Below are 17994 nucleotides of genomic sequence, written 5' to 3'. Positions count from 1 at the left end.
CATGGGAAGCGCAATCGGCTGCCGCGAAACCGACCGGGTCGGACGGTTGCGTGACAACGCAACCGCCGACCTTGTTCAATCAGGCGATCAGCACGCGCGGCTCGAAACGGCCGTTGACGGGGATGTCGAGCAGGAAGGTCATGCCCGCCTGCGGATCGAGCTTACGCTGCTTCTCGTCCTTGCCCTTCCAGGCGGACGTCACTGCCAGCCGGTCGGCATTCTTGCCGACAAAGGCCGGACAGGACGGCTGCGTCACCGGCATGGCGACGGACCGCAGCAGCGTGCCGTCGGGGGAATAGGCCTTGACCATTTTGCCGCCCCAGACGGCGTTCCACAGCACGCCGTCACGATCGACCACCGAGCCGTCGACATAACCCTTTGCCGAACGGTGATCGACGAACACTTTCGGCTCGCCGGTGGGCAGGCCGGTCGCAGGGTCGCAGTCGACCCGCATCAGCAGCCCGGTCGAGGTGTCGGTGTAGTAGGCGAGCCCGCCGTCATGGGAAAAGCAGATCGAGTTGGAGACCGTGATGTCCGAAAACAGCCGGCGCAGCTCGCCCTTGAAAAACCAGTAGATGGAGCCGGCGCCCTTTTCCTCCGCCTTGCCCATCGTGCCGGTCCACAGGGCACCACAGGGATGGACGCGAGAATCGTTGGAGCGGGTGGCTGGATTGTCAGCCTCGATCGGCGTGTGCAGCGTCATGGTGCCGGTCGCGACATCGCGCACATGAAGCCCGGTCTCGGTGGCGATCAGCTGGCGCTGGTCGTCGATGATGGCGATGGCACTTGCCATCTGGCCAAGCTCGTGGATTTTCAGTGCGCCGCCGGCCACGGGCTTTTCCAGAAGCTGACCATTGACGATGTCGAACCAGAACAGCGCATCGGCGGCGGGATCGTAGCTCGGCCCTTCGCCGAGCTGGCAGATGTGGTCGGAGAAAACCGAAACCTCGCTCATCATGCTTCTCCGAACACCGCATCCCAGGCCGTGACGGCGGCATGTGCGCGCGCCGCCACCTCGTCAACGCTCATGCCAGGCTTGAACAGGCTGGAGCCGAGACCAAACACCGTCACGCCCACAGCCTTGTAGCCGGCAAAGTCCTTTTCCGAAACGCCGCCGACCGCGCCGACCAAGGTCTGCGCCGGCAGCACCGCGCGGATCGCGGAGATCCCGCTGGCGCCGAGCACGCTCGCCGGAAAGAATTTCAACGCCGAAGCGCCGAACCGGATCGCCTGGAAGGCTTCGGTGGGCGTGAACACGCCGGGCATCGTCACCATGCCGTAGTGCATAGCACGCGCCATCACTTCGGCATCGATGTTGGGGCTGACCAGCAGCCGCCCGCCGGCCTTGTGCAAGCCATCGACATCGGCAGGCGTCAGCACCGTGCCGGCGCCGACCAGCGCCGTTTTCGGCAGCACTTCGACGATCCGGGCGATCGAGGAAAACGGCTCCGGGGAGTTGAGCGGCACTTCGATCGCCTCGATGCCGGCGTCGAACAGCGCCTGGCCGATCGCGATCGCTTCGACCGGCTTCAGCCCGCGCAGGATGGCGACCAGGCCGCGCTTGAGCTTCGGGAAAGGTGCGGTCTGGCTCATGGGGCTGCTCCGGTTCTGGCGATCATGCCGTTCTCTCGTGCCGCTTCGATGAGACCGGCACGCACCGCCTCATCGGCATCGACGGTGCGGACCTCAAGTCCGGCAAGGCCGAGGGCGGCCTGGTAAAGTGCTGCAAGCGCACCGGACGCCACCAGCACGACAGGTTCGGCGCCGGCGCCATGGCGGCGGCTGGCCGAGGCGATCTCACCGCCGATCAGCAGGCCGGACAGGCAGGCGGCGGCATCGTCGGCCTTCAGATCCTGCAGCAGGCCGGCGGCGCGGATGGAAAACAGCCGCGAGGTGACATCGCCGGCCTCGGCCAATGCGGTTTCGCACCAGTTGCGGAAGAATGGATTGCTAGGGGTGACCGGCTTGGGATGTTCGCCGAGCGAATGGCGCAGGATCGAGTGCGCGGCAAGCACCGAAAACAACTCGCCTGTCGGCCAGGTGCCGAAACCGGCAACGGCGCCGTCCTCGACCAGCACCCATTTCGAATGGGTGCCGGGCATGCAGACCAGCTGGCGCCCCTTGGCCGGCAAGCCGGCGCCGGCAAGCTGCGTTTCCTCGCCGCGCATGACGTCGGGTGCATCGATCCGGCGCTGGGCGAGGCCGGGCACGATGCGGACGTCGCGATGCTGCCCGGGTACTCGTGCCGCACCTGCCAGGATGGCGCTGAGCGGTGCCGGAACGGTGACATAGGGCGCCTCCAGCCAGCCCTGGCGAGAGCCGGCCATGCCGCAGATGATGACGGGAAGCGCTTCCGGCGCGGCCATGGCCGCCAGATGTCCTTCGAGTATGGTCGAAAAGCCCTTTTGCTGGGCGGTGATCAGGCCGTCATCGCCACGGCGCTCGGCAAGGACCTTGCCGCCCCCGTCGATCAGCCAGACCCGCATGCGGGTCGTGCCCCAATCGACGGCGGCTACCGCCGGCGCGTTGCCGGCAAACCCTGGGCTCACAGAAAACCTCCATCGACGATCAGCATTTGCGCGGTCAGCATGCGCGAAGCATCCGAGGCGAGGAACAGCACCGTGCCGACGATGTCGTCGGGCTGCATCACCTGCTTAATGCACTGCTTGGCGACATGGGCGGCAAGCGCCTGTTCGGTCACCCAGAGCTCCTTCTGCCGCTCGGTGATCACCCAGCCGGGCGCAATGGCGTTGACGCGGATACCGTCGACGCCGAGCTTGCCGGCCAGCCCCTTGGTCAGGCCCAGAATACCGGCCTTGGCGGCGGTGTAGGCCGGCATGTCGGGGTGGTTGATCAGGTAGGACGTCGAGGTGAAATTGATGATCGAGCCGCCCCCGGCCCGCTTCATGCCCGGCGCCACCGCTTGCGCGGTGAAGAAATGCGGTCTGAGATTGATCGCCTGGTTGTTGTCCCAGAATTCCACCGTCACGTCTTCGACGGCGTGGCGCTCGTCAAGCGCTGCATTGTTGACCAGCACCGTGATATCGCCATGCGCTTCGGCCGCCCTGGCTGCCGAGGTCCGCAAGGCCTCGACGTCGCGCAGGTCGGTCTTGAGATACAGCGGCCGCCGGCCGAACGCTTTCTCGATGCGGTCGGCAAGGGCAGTGCTGGGGCCGTCGGCGATGTCGATGAAGGCGACATTGGCGCCCTGGCGCACAAACCCCTCGGTCAGTGCTGCGCCAATACCGGAACCGCCGCCGGTGATCAGCACCGAGGCTCCTTCGAGGTCGGCAAAATGCGCCGATGGCATCATACTTTTTTCTCCCTGCGCATGACCCCGACAATGTCCTTTGCGCGTCCTGAAGGGCGCGCGACGCTGTGGTCAGGCCGGCGCGCATCCTAGCCAGACATGTCGTGCGGGCAAGGGCGAAACGACGGATTGCGGGCTTATGTCAGACAAAACGACAATGCGCCGCAGCGGACGCACAGCTGCCCTATCGGGATTGCGAGGCCGCTTCGAGCTGGCCGGTCAGATCGCCTTGGCGCGCAAGGCGCCGCGGAAGGAATCGCGGAGGTAGCCGAGCGTGGCATCGGCATCGACGGGTTTGCCGAACAGATAGCCCTGCCCGCCGGCACAGCCGAACTGGACCAGGCGGTCGGCCTGCGCTTCCTCTTCGATGCCTTCGGCGACCACGTCCATGCCGAGCCCCTCGCACATGGCGAGAATGGCGCGGATGATGTGTTCGGACGGGCGGTCGTCGAGAATGGAGGAGACGAAGGCGCGGTCGATCTTGAGCTTGTCGAAGTGAAATTCGCGCAGGCGGCCGAGCGAGGACTGGCCGGTGCCGAAATCGTCGAGCGAAACACGGATGCCGACGCGGCGCAGATCCTCGACGATCTTCTCGGCAGAGGCAGGATCGTTCATCAGGCCGGTCTCGGTGATCTCGATCTCCAGCCGGCGCGGATCGAAGCCGGTGCGGTCGAGGATCGCCAGTATGTGCAGGCCGGTGTTCTGGTCGACGAGCTGCGAAGGCGACAGGTTGAAAGACAGGAACAGGTCCTTCGGCCAACTCCTGGCCGCCTCGGTGGCCTTGCGCAGCACCAGTTGCGACAGCGGCCCGATGATGCCGCGCTCCTCGGCAATGGGAATGAAGACCGTTGGCGGCACCGAGCCGAGATCGCGGTCGGTCCAGCGCGCCAGCGTCTCGAAACCGATGGTGCGGCGCGTGCTGAGGTCGACGATGGGCTGGAAATGCGGCTCCACCTCGCCGGCCGAGACAGCGCGGCGCAGCGCCTGTTCGATGCGGGTGACGCGCTTGGCCGCCTCTTCCATCTCGCGGGTGTAGACGACGACGCGGCCACGGCCTGAACGCTTGGCGTGGTAGAGCGCCGTCTCTGCCTTGTTGATGAGGATCTCGGTGGTCTCGTCGCCCGAATAGAACAGCGAGCAGCCGACCGAGGCCGAAAGCCTGGCGGTGCGTTCGCCGACATCATAGGGCGCCGAAAGAATCTCGATCAGCATGCGGGATTTCTCGGCCGCCGCCTCCTCGCTGAACACCATCGGGTAGAGATAGGCGAATTCGTCGGCCCCGATGCGGCAGACGGTGGAATGGCCGTCCATCGAGGCGCGCAGCCGCATCGCGACCTGGATCAGGATATCGTCACCAGCCTTGTGGCCGAACAAATCGTTGATCGGCTTGAAGCCGTCGAGGTCGAGAATGCCGACGGTGAACGGCGCCGGGTCGTCGGCACGGTCGCTGATCAGGCGATCGACCTTGTCGAAGAAGCGGCGATGGTTGCCAAGCCCGGTCAACGGATCTGTGAATGCCAGATCCGTGCTCTCCCTGTTTGCCTGACCGGTGCCAAACGAAGTTTGCATCGGTGTCCCTGTTTTGTGACTTCGGAATTTAGCTTCAGACTGGCAGCAAACCCTTTAGGAAAGGTATCGCCAAATCGATTATTCGCGGGTAAAGCGCGTCGTGTTCGGAAGGATCGACGCGAGGTGGGTCCAGCCCTTGTTTCAGGCCATCTTCAGCCCTTGGGCCGGACACGATAGAGTTCGAGCGAGGCGCCCTTCGTGTCCGCGATCGGCTCCAGCCATTCCGGCACGTTGCCGCGCATCAGCCCGGCAAGAAAGCCGTCCGGCGCGGTGGAGGCCAGTAGCTGGCTTTCCGAGTTGCCGCGGCACAGCGCGACAAGGCCGACGTGATGATCGCCGACGATCGACCTGGCTTGCGCATCGGAACCAAGGAAAGCGTCGAGCGCAAGCAGGTCTCCCGCGACGTTTCGGTGGTAGGGCCCGGCGAACACGCGATGCCCGGAGTACACCAGGATCGGTGATCCGATATTGGAGACGGCAAGCACGGTGGTATCGGGCAGCCTGCCGAGTGTGGCGAAGGTGGCCTTGGCCTGGCAAGACGGGTCGACGCTCGCGCCCACACTGGCGTCGCTGGTGATTTTTACACCGGTGGCGAACGCCGCCGACGCCGCCTGGGCGGCGCCCGACCAGATCGAGTTCACCGAGATGAGCCAGGCCGCGGCCATCCGCAGCACCGAGCCGCGCGACGGGCTGGTTTCGGCCCGCTGCCGCCATTTGGCGATCCAGGCCGACAGCGGGATCACCGCGAAGACAATCGAGAATGTCGAGCCGCGCACTTGCCAGACGCTGACGAGGAACGCCACAACAAGCAGCGTGGCGACGAGGCTGTCCTGGCGCCGCCAGCCGCCACGGCGCAGGCGCAATGCCATCAGCACCAGCGCCACCAGCGGCGTGGCATAGCGCGCCGCCAGCTCGGCGGGATCGTGGGCGGCGAGCTGGAACAGCGACTGCGCCTCGTCGACATGATCGAGCCACAACGTCTTCAGGCGCGGATCGAGCCCGGCATAGGGAGACGCGAGGCACTGCGGGAACAGCAGAAGGAGGACCGCGCCGAGCGCGACGCCGAGCACGCCAAGCGACAGCCGACGCTGCCCGCGCCCGGACGCTTCGAGCGAGGCGATCGCCGCAAGGCCGGTTCCGGCAAGGGCGGCGACGACGAACTGCATCGTCGAGAAGGCATCGCATTGCGCCTGGCCCCAGGCCGAAAGCGGGACTGTGGCGACGAAGACAAGTGCCGCGACGCCGGCAAAGCCAAGGCCGAAATCCCTGGCGATCAGTCTTTCGCCTGATGCGTCAAAGGCAAACAGCGTCGCCACGCAGACGCCGATGGCAGCAACATAAGGGGCGGTTTCCATGCCGACGGCCAGAGTCAGCGCGGCGCACAGGCCGGCAAGGAACGCCGCCGGCCTGCGCACGGGCGCTTCGAGCAGGAAACTCAGGCTGGCGACGGTCAGCATCAGCTGGATATTGTGATGATCGAGCGCGGCCGGCTCGAAGATGCCGATGAAATACAGCGCCGCCGCGCCGACGATGAGGGCGGGCAGCACCGCGCCATCGCCGGCAAAGCTGCGCGCGGCGCGAATGATGAAGACCATGGTCAGGCCGAAAAGCAGCGCCGGCCACGCCACCTGCGCGACGTTCTCTGCAAGCAGGGTATTGCCAGTCAGGCTCGATACGCCGAGCACGATGGCGGCGATCGGTGCATCGACCAGCCGCGACCAATGCATGACGAAGCCGCCTTCCAGGCCCATCCGGTATTGATGCAGGTCGAACCAGCCCTGGCCGGCCAGGAGGTCGCGCACTTCGACCAGCCGCAGCAGATCGTCATTGTCGCCGCCGGCATTGGTCAGCGCCGGGAAGCCCGCCCAGGCGTTGACGACAAGGAAGCCGAGCGTGGCAAGCAGCGCCAGCATGAGGTCCGCTCGCCAGGAGGCGCGTGCCCCGTCTTTGGAAAGCATCGCAGTATGTGCGGTGGTCATGGAGTGGGCTTTCAGCCTGTGTCTATCCGGCGCACGCTAGCGCCGGCCGCTTCACAAAGCGTAAAGCGGGGCGATTTTGCGCCACTTTCGGGCGCCATGCATCAATCGCGCGCCGGAAACACCCACAGCGACGACAGAATGTAGCTCACCGTGCTGGCGGCAACCGTCATCAGCGCCGACATGGCAAGCGCCGACATGCCGAAACGGGTGACCGCCAGATGCGACACCAGGCCCGAAAACAGCGCGCATCCGACCTGCAGCGCAAGATAGCGCGGCATGGCGCTGGCATGATCGTGCTGGCCGCCGAATGTCCATCCGCGCTGCGCGCTATAGGCGACAACGAAGGTGATCGCATAGGCGACGACACTGCCGATGAAGGGCGAAAAGCCCAGCGTCACAAGGAGCCACGACAGGACGAACAGCAGCAATGCGGCGCCGACGCCGACCGTCAGGAACCGGAACAGGCGCGTCCGGACAAAGACCGGCAATGCTTCGCTCATGCGTCGCGCGCCGGCAGTTGGTTAGCCGGCGATTCACTGGCCGGCAACTCATTGGCCGGCAGTTCACCCGATTGACCGGTCCGGCCAGACTTCAGCCGCTTGACCGGTATTTCCAGGACACCGAGCAGAAAGGCCGAGAAGAAGACCTGGAAGGAAATGACGATCAGGCTCAGGCCCAGCACGACGATGCGCGGGATTTCGGAATCGTTCAGCGGGCCAAAGCCGAGATGCGCCCAGCGTGCCACGGCATAGCCGAAGAACAGCACACCGCCGGCAAAGCAGATGCCGGCATTGGCGGCGAGACGGTCGGTGCTGATGGTTCTGGTCAGCCAGTCTGAACGGCGGCTTGGCGGCAGGATGCCGGTTATCTCGGCGTAGTATCGCGAAATGGCGCCGAAGGTGATGAGCTGGACGCCTGTGACGACCATGAAACAGGCGGCGACGAAGGTGTTGAGGTCGAGCGACAGATTGTCGATCACGCGCAGCGGCCCGAACACCAGCAGCGCCGCGAACAACAGGCCAAGGCCGCCGAGCACCGTGCCCGGGATGAAGAACATCCAGCGCGGGTTGTAGACCAGCAGGAACTTCAGGTGCCGCCAGCCATCGCGCCAGGTCCTGAGATGCGGCGGCCGGCTGCGGCCGTCGGGCTTGAGCGTGGTCGGCACTTCCTCGATGCGCAGGCCGGCAAGGGCTCCACGCACCACCATTTCGCTGGCGAATTCCATGCCGGTCGTCTGCAGGTCGAGCTTCCTGATGCTGTCGGCATTGAAGCCGCGCAGGCCGCAGTGGAAATCGCCGGTCTTGATGCGGAAGAACAGGCGGCCGACAAAGCTCAGCACCGGATTGCCGAGGTAGCGATGCAGCGGCGGCATGGCGCCGGCCTCGATGCCGCCCTGGAAGCGATTGCCCATGACCAGGTCGGCACCGTCGCGCAGCCGCGCGACGAAAGCTTCCAGCGCGCCGAAATCATAGCTGTCGTCGGCGTCGCCCATAATGATGAAGCGGCCCTTGGCGGCGGCGATGCCGCCCAAAAGGGCCGCGCCATAGCCTTTCTGGGCCACCGGGACGACACGGGCGCCTCCCGCTTCGGCAATCGCCTGCGATCCGTCGGTGCTGCCATTATCCGCGATCAGCACCTCGCCGGAGATGCCCGCTTCGTCGAGGAAAGTTTTCGCCTTGCCGATGCAGACGGCGAGCGTCTCGGCCTCGTTGAGGCACGGCATGAGGATGGTGAGTTCGAGCTGTTTGGTTGCGGTGGCGCGGATGGCGGTGACGGCGTTCATGGGTCGTTGTTCCATCGAGTGCCCGGCGCTGCGTCAGTTCGGCCGGGCGCATTCGGGGCTTACCGTTGCACGGCAAGGCTTAAGAAAGCGATGACGCCCAGCCTCGCCTTGTCTCCAATCGGAAGGCAGGGTTGGCCTTGCGGTTGTCTGATGCCAATCTTCAAAATGTCGCGATTGGCAGACGGTCAGCGAGCCTGTACAGGCAAGACAGTCGACCATCCGAGCCGCCGGAGACTTGCCATGAAGCTGAAAATCGCCGTCCAGATGGACCACATCTCCACCGTGTCGATCGCCGGCGACACGTCCTTCGCGCTGTCGTTGGAAGCGCAGCGGCGCGGCCATCAGCTGTTCCACTACACGCCCGACCGGCTGTCGCTGCGCGACGGCAAGGTGTTTGCCCGCATCGAGGAAATGCAGGTGCGCGACGAGAAGGGCAACCACTATTCGTTGGGCGAGAAGGTGCGCACGGATCTGGCGGAAATGGATGTCGTCCTGCTGCGCCAGGATCCGCCCTTCGATATGAACTACATCACCACCACGCATATCCTCGAACGCATCCACCCGAAGACGCTGGTGGTCAACGACCCGGCCTGGGTGCGCAACAGCCCGGAAAAGATCTTCGTTACCGAGTTTTCCGACCTGATGCCGGACACGCTGATCACCAAGGATCCGCTCGAAGTCGCCGCCTTCCGCAAGGAGTTCGGCGACATCATCATCAAGCCGCTCTACGGCAATGGCGGCGCCGGCATCTTCCACATGCTGGAGGCCGACCGCAACCTCGCCTCGCTGCTCGAAATGTTCGGCGAGATGTTCCGCGAGCCCTATATCGTGCAGCGCTATTTGAAGGATGTGCGCAAGGGCGACAAGCGCATCATCCTGATCGACGGCGAGCCGGTCGGCGCCATCAACCGGGTGCCGGCCGAGCACGATTCCCGCTCCAACATGCATGTCGGCGGCCGTGCCGAAAAGACCGAGCTGACGACGCGCGAGCGCGAAATCTGCGCCCGCATCGGCCCGGCGCTGAAAGCGCGCGGCTTCATCCTCGTCGGCATCGACGTCATCGGCGACTACATGACCGAGATCAACGTGACGTCACCGACCGGCGTGCGCGAAGTCAGGCGTTTTGGCGGCGCCGACATCGCCAGCCTGTTCTGGGACGCGGTCGAGAACAAGCGGAAGTAAGCCGTCTTCATTTTGTCTTAACCATGTTCCGCTTTTTCAACCGGGCACAACCCGGCCGCGACCGGTGCGGCTGGGTATTCCTGCAATGTTCTTGATTTGATCAGTCTGGTGTATCGGCCCACTGTGGATCGACACTGGCGATGGGCTTTCTTCCCAACCACTGACCTTGCTGTTTCCCATTGGTTGCGCGGCAGCTAATATGTGCGTGTAGTTCGAAGCCTGAAGGCTCACGCCATGAAAATCAATGTCGTCTGCGCGCATCCACTTGCAGACAGCTACCAGGCATCGCTCCACAAACGCCTCGTTCAGACCCTGAAGGCCAGGGGTGACGAGGTCGTCGATTTCGATCTCCATCAGATGAAGTTCGATCCTGTGATGCATGCCGAAGAAAGACGTGGCCACTTTGATCCTGCCCAGGCACCCAACGATTTGCAGATTTACATCGACGCGTTGAGATGGGCGGAAGCCTGCGTTTTCTGCTTTCCCACGTGGTGGTCAGGCATGCCTGCGATCTTGAAGGGTTATTTTGATCGAGTTTGGCGACCAGGGGTGGCTTACGAGTTGCCGGCAGACGGTGGCGTGATCAAGCCGGCGCTGTTGAACATCCGGCGGATGGGGGTTGTTACCACATGCGGCTCGCCGTGGTGGTATACCGAACTGTACATGCAAAACCCAGGGAGGAAGGTGCTGCTGCGAGGCCTCAAGACCATGTGCGGCCGCAACGTGAAGCACCTCTATCTGACGAGATACTCTGTCGAGAGCATCTCCGACCACCAGAGGGAAATGTTCGCCCGCAAGGTGGAGCGCCTCTTCGACAAATTCTAGCCATCCACGCCGGCATCTCATCTTCCATGCCAGCGATCCTTCGACGAAGGGGGCGCCCAAGCTTTCGATAGAAGCCCAACCTTTGAACGGCGCGTCCTGGCCGGCAGCATTCTTCACCGTATGTGAGGCAACCATATGTTCTTGTAATGTTCTTGCTTAACTCCAAAATCTGTGGTTGTCTTCTCCGATCTCGCTCGCGCCCTGATCGCCAAGGCATAAGCGAACCACTATCCGGGGGCATAAAATGGTGGCGCGGGTTCGCACGGTCGCTTTCCAGGGCATCGAGGCCGTGCCGGTCGACGTGCAGGTGATGATCGCGCCCGGCAAGGTCAACATGCATATCGTCGGCTTGGCCGACAAGGCGGTGGCCGAAAGCCGCGAGCGGGTGCAGGCGGCCCTGCATGCCTCGGGCCTGTCGATGCCGTCGAAGAAGGTCACCGTCAATCTGGCCCCGGCGGACCTGCCCAAGGAGGGCAGCCATTACGATCTGCCGATCGCGCTTGGCCTGATGGCGGCACTGGGCGCCATTCCGGGCGACATGCTGGCCGGCTATGTCGTGCTAGGCGAATTGTCGCTCGACGGCACGATTGCCGCGGTGGCCGGCGCCTTGCCGGCGGCAATCGGCGCCAACGCCGAGGGCAAGGGCCTGATCTGCCCGTTCGCCTGCGGGCCGGAAGCGGCCTGGGCCGGCAAGGATTTCGACATTCTGGCGCCACGCAGCCTGATTGCGATCGCCAATCATTTCCGCGGCACGCAGGTCCTGTCGCGCCCCGAAGCCGGCATCCACGCCTCGGCGCGCGACCTGCCCGACCTTGCCGACATCAAGGGCCAGGAGACCGCCAAGCGGGCGTTGGAAGTGGCGGCCGCCGGCGGGCACAACCTTTTGATGATCGGGCCGCCGGGATCGGGCAAGTCGATGCTGGCGCAGCGGCTGCCGTCGATCCTGCCGCCGCTGGCGCCTAAGGAGCTTCTGGAAGTCTCGATGATCGCCTCGGTGGCGGGAGAAATCGGCGAAGGCAAACTGACCGACCGGCGGCCGTTCCGCGCGCCGCACCATTCGGCCTCGATGGCGGCGATGGTCGGCGGCGGCATCCGCGCCCGGCCGGGCGAAGTGTCGCTCGCCCATCACGGCGTGCTGTTCCTCGACGAGTTTCCCGAATTCACGCCGCAAACGCTGGACGCGCTGCGCCAGCCGCTCGAGACCGGCGACTGCATGATCGCGCGCGCCAACCATCGCGTCACCTATCCGGCGCGCATCCAGCTGGTCGCGGCGATGAACCCTTGCCGTTGCGGCATGGCCGGCGAACCGGGCTATCGCTGTCTGCGCGGCGAGCGTTGCCGCACCGATTACCAGGCGCGCATCTCGGGTCCGCTGCTCGATCGCATCGATCTCAGGATCGAGGTGCCGGCGGTCTCGGCCAGCGACCTGATCCGCCCCGACCGGGCGGAGAAGAGTGCCTCCGTGGCGCTGCGGGTGGCGCGCGCCCGCACCATCCAGCGCGAGCGTTTCGAACGGCTCGGCGTCAGCGCCACCACCAACGCGCATTGCGCGCCGGCGGTCATCGAGGAGATCGCCATGCCGGATGCCGCCGCCCTGTCGCTGCTCAAGGACGCCAGCGAAAAGCTCGGCTTTTCCGCGCGGGCCTATCATCGCGTGCTGAAGGTGGCGCGCACACTGGCCGATCTCGACGCCAGCGAAACCGTCGGCCGCATCCACCTGGCCGAGGCGATTTCCTACCGCATGAGTTCGGAGCGCGTGGCGCAGGCGGCGTGAGTCTCGGACGCCGTTTTGGGACCACCGTCGACGCCATCCTGGCGAAATATCCACGGTCCCATGGTCGTTTCAAGCTACCCCTGCCTGGCTTTCAGCTCGAGCCGCCGGGCGTGCAGCACCGGCTCGGTGTAGCCGTTGGGCTGGATGCGGCCCTTGAACACCAGGTCGCAGGCGGCCTGGAAGGCGATGGAGCTGTCGAAGTCGGCCGCCATCGGGCGGTAGAGCGGGTCGCCGACATTCTGCAGGTCGACGATAGCTGCCATGCGCCGCAGGGAATCCATCACCTGGATGCGCGAGCAAACGTCGTAGTGCAGCCAGTTGGCGATGTGCTGCGAGGAGATGCGCAGCGTGGCGCGATCCTCCATCAGGCCGACGTCGTTGATATCGGGCACTTTCGAACAGCCGACGCCCTGGTCGATCCAGCGCACGACATAGCCCAGAATGCCCTGCGCGTTGTTGTCGAGCTCGCGCTGGATCTCGTCGGGAGTCCAGTTCGGGCGCACCGCCACCGGCACCGACAGGATATCGTCGAGCTTGGCCTTGGGCCGGTTCTTCAGCGCCGCCTGCACGGCGTGGACATCGACCTTGTGGTAGTGCGTGGCATGCAGCGTGGCCGCCGTCGGCGATGGCACCCAGGCGGTGTTGGCGCCGGCCTTGGGGTGGGCGATCTTCTGTTCCAGCATCGCCGCCATCAAATCCGGCATCGCCCACATGCCCTTGCCGATCTGGGCATGGCCGGCTAGCCCGCATTCGAGCCCGGTGTCGACATTCCAGGCCTCGTAGGCGGAGATCCAGGCGGCTTGCTTCATGTCGCCCTTGCGGATCATCGGGCCGGCTTCCATCGAGGTGTGGATCTCGTCGCCGGTGCGGTCGAGGAAGCCGGTGTTGATGAACACAACGCGTTCCCTGGCGGCGCGGATCGCCTCCTTGAGGTTGACGGTCGTGCGCCGCTCCTCGTCCATGATGCCCATCTTGATGGTGTTCTTCGGCATGCCGAGCAGAGCTTCGACGCGGTCGAAGATCTCGACGGCGAAGGCGACTTCCTCCGGCCCGTGCATCTTGGGCTTTACGACATACATCGAGCCGGCGCGGGAGTTGGCGCGGCGGCCGTTTGGCCCGACATCGTGCAGCGCGATCAGCGCCGTCATCGCCGCATCCATGATGCCTTCGGGCACCTCGTTGCCGTCGCGATCAAGGATCGCCGGATTGGTCATCAGATGGCCGACATTCCGGACCAGCATCAGCGAGCGGCCTGGCACTGTCAGCGTGCCGCCGGCGGGCGCGGTGTAGGCGCGGTCGGGGTTGAGCTTGCGGACAAAACTCTTGCCGCCCTTGGTGATCTCTTCGGCCAGATCGCCCTTCATCAGGCCGAGCCAGTTGCGGTAGACGACGACCTTGTCCTCAGCATCCACCGCCGCGACCGAATCCTCGCAATCCTGGATGGTGGTCAGCGCCGATTCCAGGATGACATCGGCGATCCCCGCCGGATCGGTCCTGCCGATCTGGTTGTTGCGGTCGATGACGATCTCGATGTGCAGGCCGTTCCTGACCAGGAGCACGGCATCCGGATTGGCGGCATCGCCGCGATAGCCCGCGAATTGCTTGATATTGGCGAGTGTCGTGACACCGGCACCCTCGCCCAGCCGCAGCACGCCGTTGACAAACGAAAGCCCGTTGACGCCCGCCCACTTGCCCGAGGTGAGCGGCACCGACTGGTCGAGGAAGTCCTTAGCCCAGGCGACGACCCTGGCGCCGCGCGCCGGGTTGAAGCCCTTGCCCTTCGCTGCACCGCCGGTTTCGGGAATGGCGTCGGTGCCGTAGAGCGCGTCATAGAGCGAACCCCAGCGCGCATTGGCGGCGTTGAGGGCGTAGCGGGCATTCATCACCGGCACCACCAGTTGCGGGCCGGCAACGACTGCGATTTCCGGGTCGACATTTTCGGTCGACACGCTGAAGGCCGGCCCCTCGGGGACGAGATAGCCGATCTCCTTCAGGAAGGTCTTGTAGGCCTCCGGGTCGATGGGCCCGCCATGGTCGCGATACCAGCCGTCGAGCTTCTCCTGCATGGCGTCGCGTTTTGCCAGCAGCGCCCAGTTCTTCGGTGCCAGATCATGGACGATGGCCGAGAAGCCGTTCCAGAAGCCGGCCGCTTCGATGCCAGTGCCGGGCAGCGCCTCGCCAGCCACAAAATCATGCAGCTCGCGGGCAATCCGCAATCCGGCGATCTCGATGCGATCGGTCATCAGGCTTCTCCAGATGAAAGGCTTTGCGGGCCTTTGGCATGTCAGGTTTGCCGGGTCAATTCAGCTTAGGGTGAAGGTGGGCATTTACATCGCTTCATACGGCGTGCGCGATTCAGGTCAGGCCGAGTCGAAAATGGTGGATTCCGAGAACCGGAGCGGAGCGTACTTTTGGGTACGTGAGCACCGGAAGCGCAGGAAGCGGCCATTTGCAGGCCGGCCTCACCTGAATCTACACCGCAATCCTTGGCCTTCCCGAAGCGACCGCCACCACGTGCGCCTCGATGAACATGCGCTGGGCTTCGACGGTGGAGACGCGGAATTCGGTCGCGACCTCGATCTCGGCGCTGTCGGTGCCGGCATCCCTGGCGCGCTGGGCGACGATGGCGCGGACATCGGCTTCCGCCGCCGCGATCGCCGCCGCTTCGTCGAGGAAATCGCGCACGGTTTCACCCGAGGCAAGACGAAACAGGCCTTCCTTGGGCTGGCTGACCCGCGCTTCGGCCGACACCCTGACCTGGCCGACGACGGCACCGAGCGCGTTGGCGACGTCGGTGTCCTCCGGCACCACGCACTCATTGCCGATCAGCGGCGGCAGGCCGGCATAGTGCAGCGGTGCGGAGGCGCCGAGGCCGATGACCGGGCGGTCGAGCGCGACGCTCAGCCGGGCAATGCCGGGGTGCGAGTCGACGGCGCGCTGCACCAGCGCATGCGCCACCGTCGACGCGCCATCGAGGCCGTCCTCGGCAAAGGCGGTTTCGAGGATGTATTCCGCCGACCAGCGTGTCAGCGTCACCAGCACGCGCTCCGAGATCACCTCCGGCGATGCGGCGATGGGCTGGCCGCGGCCGTCGCGCTTGCGCGCGAACAGTTCGGCGCCGAGGCGAGCGGCGACCGGATCCCAGTTCGCCTGCTTGGCCAGCACATGGGCGGCGTCCGACGGGGTGAAGCCGGCGACATGCACCAGCCCGCGCGACACCAGCCGGTTCAAGGTCGCGTTCTGCGCGTTGGAGGTCAAAAGCCTGTCGACGGCGAGCGGCACGGCCCCGATCGCCTCGTAGAGCCGCGCTTCGGCGCCGGTCAGTCCAGCGGCAAGCCGGTCCGGCACGCCGGTGCGCACCGCAAAGCGGCCGTCCATGCGGCCGGGATTGGGCGCCCGCAATTGCCGTTCGAGTTCCGCCGTGACGGCCGCGCCATGGGCCATCCCCGCCAGCGCCAAGGGCACCAGGCGGCGCGGCCCGAGCAGGATTTTCGGGTTGAGCGCGCCATCCTCCAGCGCCACTTCGGAATCGCCGCCGAGGCCGAAGGTGCGCATGGCCACCGCCTCGACCATGGTGCGGAAGCCGCCGACGGTGGCGCCTTCCGGATCGAGGCGCGGCCGGCCCTTGTCAAGCACGGCGACGTCGGTGGTGGTGCCACCTATGTCGGAGACCATGGCATTGTCGAGCCCGGTCATGTGACGGGCGCCGACCAGGCTAGCGGCGGGGCCGGACAGGATGGTCTCTATCGGCCGTTGGCGGGCAAAAGCCGCCGAGACCAGCGCACCGTCGCCGCGCACCACCATCAGCGGTGCGGCGATGTTGCGCTGTTCGAGAAAGCCTTCGGTTGCTGCCACCAGCCGGTCGATCATCGAGATCAGCCTGGCGTTGAGCAGCGTGGTCAGCGCGCGGCGCGGGCCGCCAAGCTTGGCCGACAGCTCGTGGCTTGATGTGACCGGCAGGCCGGCCTTTTCGCGGATCAGCTCGCGGGTGGCGATCTCGTGCGCCGGATTGCGGGTGGCGAAATAGGCGCAGACGGCAAAGCCGGAGACCGACACGCCGAGTTCTGGCAGCGCTGCCTCCAGCCCCGACAGGTCGAGCTTGGCCGCATTGCCATGCACGTCATGGCCGCCGGGGCAGAACACCACCGGGTCGGTGCCGAGTGCAGCCTTGAGTCCGTCACGGGCAAGGTCGGCCTCTGAAAAGCCGATCATCACCAACGCCACGCGGCCGCCCTGGCCCTCGACCAACGCGTTGGTGGCGAGCGTCGTCGACATTGAGACCAGCTTGATGGCGGCCGGATCGGTGCCGGCCTTCTGCAGCACCGCATCGACCGCGCCGGAAATGCCGACGGCCAGATCATGCCGCGTGGTCAGCGCCTTGGCCTTGGCCAGCACCTTGCCTTTGTTCGGCCCCTCTTGCCTACCTTCCGTCTCGGACCACAGCACGGCATCGGTGTAGGTGCCGCCGGTGTCGATCCCGAGGAACAGCGGCTTTGGCTTGGTCTTGACGGTCATTTCTGATGGTGGTCCGGCTGGGTAAATTTTGTTTCCCTGCCCTTAGCCGATACGGAGCGGCCGATAAAGACGCGAGCGCTGGGCCAAGACGGAGTTCCCATCTCCCGCAGGGGGATTGGCAGTTCTGCTAAGATGTCGAGATTCGGGTCAGGCCGAGCCGAAAATGGTGGCTTCCGAGAACCGGAGCAGAACGTACTTAAAGTGCGTGAGCACCGGAAGCGCAGGAAGCCGCCGTTTGCAGGTCGGTCTCACCTGAATATCGATATCTTAGCCCACAAACCCGACCTTCTTGTGCGTCCCGTCGCAAAACGGCTTATTGGCCGAGTGGCCGCAGCGGCAGAGGAACGCGACTGTCGTGCGGTCGACGGTGTGGCCGGTGCCGGTGACGATCTCCAGATTGCCCTCCAGCTGGAGCGGGCCGTTTTTCGTCGGAGTGACCTTGAGCGGACCGTTCCGCACTTCCAGCGCCGGCGTGTCCTTCAGCGGCGGCTCGCCGGTGGCGGCAAAGCCCGATTTGGTGTGGCTGCCGTCGCAGAACGGCTTGTTTTCCGAAGCGCCGCAGCGGCAGAGCGTGGCGCGGTAAAAAGTCTCGCCGTCGAGCACGATCTCCGCATGCACGGCCAGCGGACCGTTTTCCCGCAGGCGCACGGTGTTGACCACCGGCGGCTGTTCCTGCGGCCCGCCATCCTTCCTGATATAGGTGATGGCGCCAGAGGGGCAGCTTTCGGCGATGGCGACGATCTTCTCGACGCTGGCCGCCTCGGGATGGATCCACTGGCCCGGCGCGTTGGGCACGAAGACATGCGGGTCGCCGAGCACGCAGTTGCGCGAATGAATGCAGCGCTTGCCGGAGAACCCGACGTCGATCTTGTCGCTTTCGACCATACCGGCCATGGCTACGCTCCTGTTGCCTGAAGCGCGTCGCATCCAGACGGACAGACGCGGCGCGCTTTGGGTATTTGTGCAGGCTATGTTTTAGCGCAATTCCGTCGGAAAGCCGCTTCACACTTTTCCTGGAGTTGCTGTACGGCTCCAGCAGGAAAACCGTCAAGCTGGC

Annotated in this window: 14 protein-coding genes; 3 read left to right on the top strand and 11 right to left on the bottom strand. The window is 65.1% G+C overall.

All coding sequences use genetic code 11. The annotated features are described in order from the left end of the window. Positions 1 to 79: 79 nt before the first annotated feature. The 8 genes from HNQ71_RS12490 to HNQ71_RS12455 form a co-directional block, all read right to left on the bottom strand. On the bottom strand, positions 80 to 955 hold the full coding sequence (locus HNQ71_RS12490) for an SMP-30/gluconolactonase/LRE family protein (RefSeq protein WP_184872862.1): 876 nt from the start codon (positions 953 to 955) through the stop codon (positions 80 to 82). Further along, positions 955 to 1593, bottom strand: a complete 639-nt coding sequence (locus HNQ71_RS12485) for a 2-dehydro-3-deoxy-6-phosphogalactonate aldolase (RefSeq protein ID WP_184872861.1) — start codon at positions 1591 to 1593, stop codon at positions 955 to 957. Before HNQ71_RS12485 ends, HNQ71_RS12490 begins: the two co-directional genes overlap by 1 nt. Further along, complete coding sequence (locus HNQ71_RS12480) at positions 1590 to 2549, bottom strand: 2-dehydro-3-deoxygalactonokinase (protein WP_184872860.1); 960 nt, start codon at positions 2547 to 2549, stop codon at positions 1590 to 1592. Before HNQ71_RS12480 ends, HNQ71_RS12485 begins: the two co-directional genes overlap by 4 nt. Continuing rightward, complete coding sequence (locus HNQ71_RS12475; RefSeq protein ID WP_184872859.1) at positions 2546 to 3313, bottom strand: SDR family NAD(P)-dependent oxidoreductase; 768 nt, start codon at positions 3311 to 3313, stop codon at positions 2546 to 2548. Before HNQ71_RS12475 ends, HNQ71_RS12480 begins: the two co-directional genes overlap by 4 nt. Positions 3314 to 3529: 216 nt before the next feature. Then, positions 3530 to 4879, bottom strand: coding sequence for a putative bifunctional diguanylate cyclase/phosphodiesterase (locus tag HNQ71_RS12470; protein ID WP_184872858.1), 1350 nt, complete (start codon positions 4877 to 4879; stop codon positions 3530 to 3532). A gap of 152 nt (positions 4880 to 5031) precedes the next feature. Beyond that, positions 5032 to 6858 (bottom strand): GtrA family protein, encoded by a 1827-nt coding sequence (locus tag HNQ71_RS12465; RefSeq protein ID WP_184872857.1) that lies wholly within the window; start codon positions 6856 to 6858, stop codon positions 5032 to 5034. A gap of 101 nt (positions 6859 to 6959) precedes the next feature. After that, positions 6960 to 7358 (bottom strand): GtrA family protein, encoded by a 399-nt coding sequence (locus HNQ71_RS12460; RefSeq protein ID WP_184872856.1) that lies wholly within the window; start codon positions 7356 to 7358, stop codon positions 6960 to 6962. Continuing rightward, on the bottom strand, positions 7355 to 8641 hold the full coding sequence (locus tag HNQ71_RS12455; RefSeq protein WP_246461481.1) for a glycosyltransferase family 2 protein: 1287 nt from the start codon (positions 8639 to 8641) through the stop codon (positions 7355 to 7357). The genes HNQ71_RS12460 and HNQ71_RS12455 overlap by 4 nt, the downstream gene beginning before the upstream one ends. A 240-nt stretch (positions 8642 to 8881) precedes the next feature. On the opposite strand from HNQ71_RS12455, the gene gshB reads away from it, so the two are divergent. The 3 genes from gshB (at position 8882) to HNQ71_RS12440 (ending at position 12422) form a co-directional block, all read left to right on the top strand. Beyond that, a complete protein-coding gene (gene gshB / locus HNQ71_RS12450) occupies positions 8882 to 9823 on the top strand; it encodes a glutathione synthase (protein WP_184872855.1) in 942 nt (313 codons plus the stop codon). A gap of 234 nt (positions 9824 to 10057) precedes the next feature. Continuing rightward, the gene (locus HNQ71_RS12445; protein WP_184872854.1) at positions 10058 to 10648 is read left to right on the top strand and encodes an NAD(P)H-dependent oxidoreductase; all 591 of its coding nucleotides are present in this window, start codon (positions 10058 to 10060) and stop codon (positions 10646 to 10648) included. 244 nt (positions 10649 to 10892) lie between these two features. Next, the gene (locus HNQ71_RS12440; RefSeq protein ID WP_184872853.1) at positions 10893 to 12422 is read left to right on the top strand and encodes a YifB family Mg chelatase-like AAA ATPase; all 1530 of its coding nucleotides are present in this window, start codon (positions 10893 to 10895) and stop codon (positions 12420 to 12422) included. Positions 12423 to 12496: 74 nt separating this feature from the next. Here the strand turns inward: HNQ71_RS12440 and HNQ71_RS12435 are convergent, their stop codons facing one another. The 3 genes from HNQ71_RS12435 to HNQ71_RS12425 all read right to left on the bottom strand — a co-directional run bounded on the left by HNQ71_RS12435 (position 12497) and on the right by HNQ71_RS12425 (position 17831). Continuing rightward, entirely contained in the window at positions 12497 to 14665 is a 2169-nt protein-coding gene (locus tag HNQ71_RS12435) for a malate synthase G (protein WP_184872852.1), read from the bottom strand. A 229-nt stretch (positions 14666 to 14894) separates the two neighbouring features. Then, positions 14895 to 16937 carry a hydantoinase/oxoprolinase family protein gene (locus HNQ71_RS12430; protein WP_184872851.1) on the bottom strand — a complete coding sequence of 681 codons (2043 nt, stop codon included), beginning with the start codon at positions 16935 to 16937 and terminating at the stop codon, positions 14895 to 14897. 267 nt (positions 16938 to 17204) lie between these two features. Further along, on the bottom strand, positions 17205 to 17831 hold the full coding sequence (locus tag HNQ71_RS12425) for a CDGSH iron-sulfur domain-containing protein (protein WP_184872850.1): 627 nt from the start codon (positions 17829 to 17831) through the stop codon (positions 17205 to 17207). Positions 17832 to 17994 lie beyond the last annotated feature (163 nt).

Origin of the sequence: Mesorhizobium sangaii (assembly GCF_014207355.1) — a bacterium.
GTDB classification, from domain to species: Bacteria; Pseudomonadota; Alphaproteobacteria; order Rhizobiales; family Rhizobiaceae; genus Mesorhizobium; species Mesorhizobium sangaii.
This window is presented reverse-complemented; position numbering and strand designations above follow the sequence as displayed.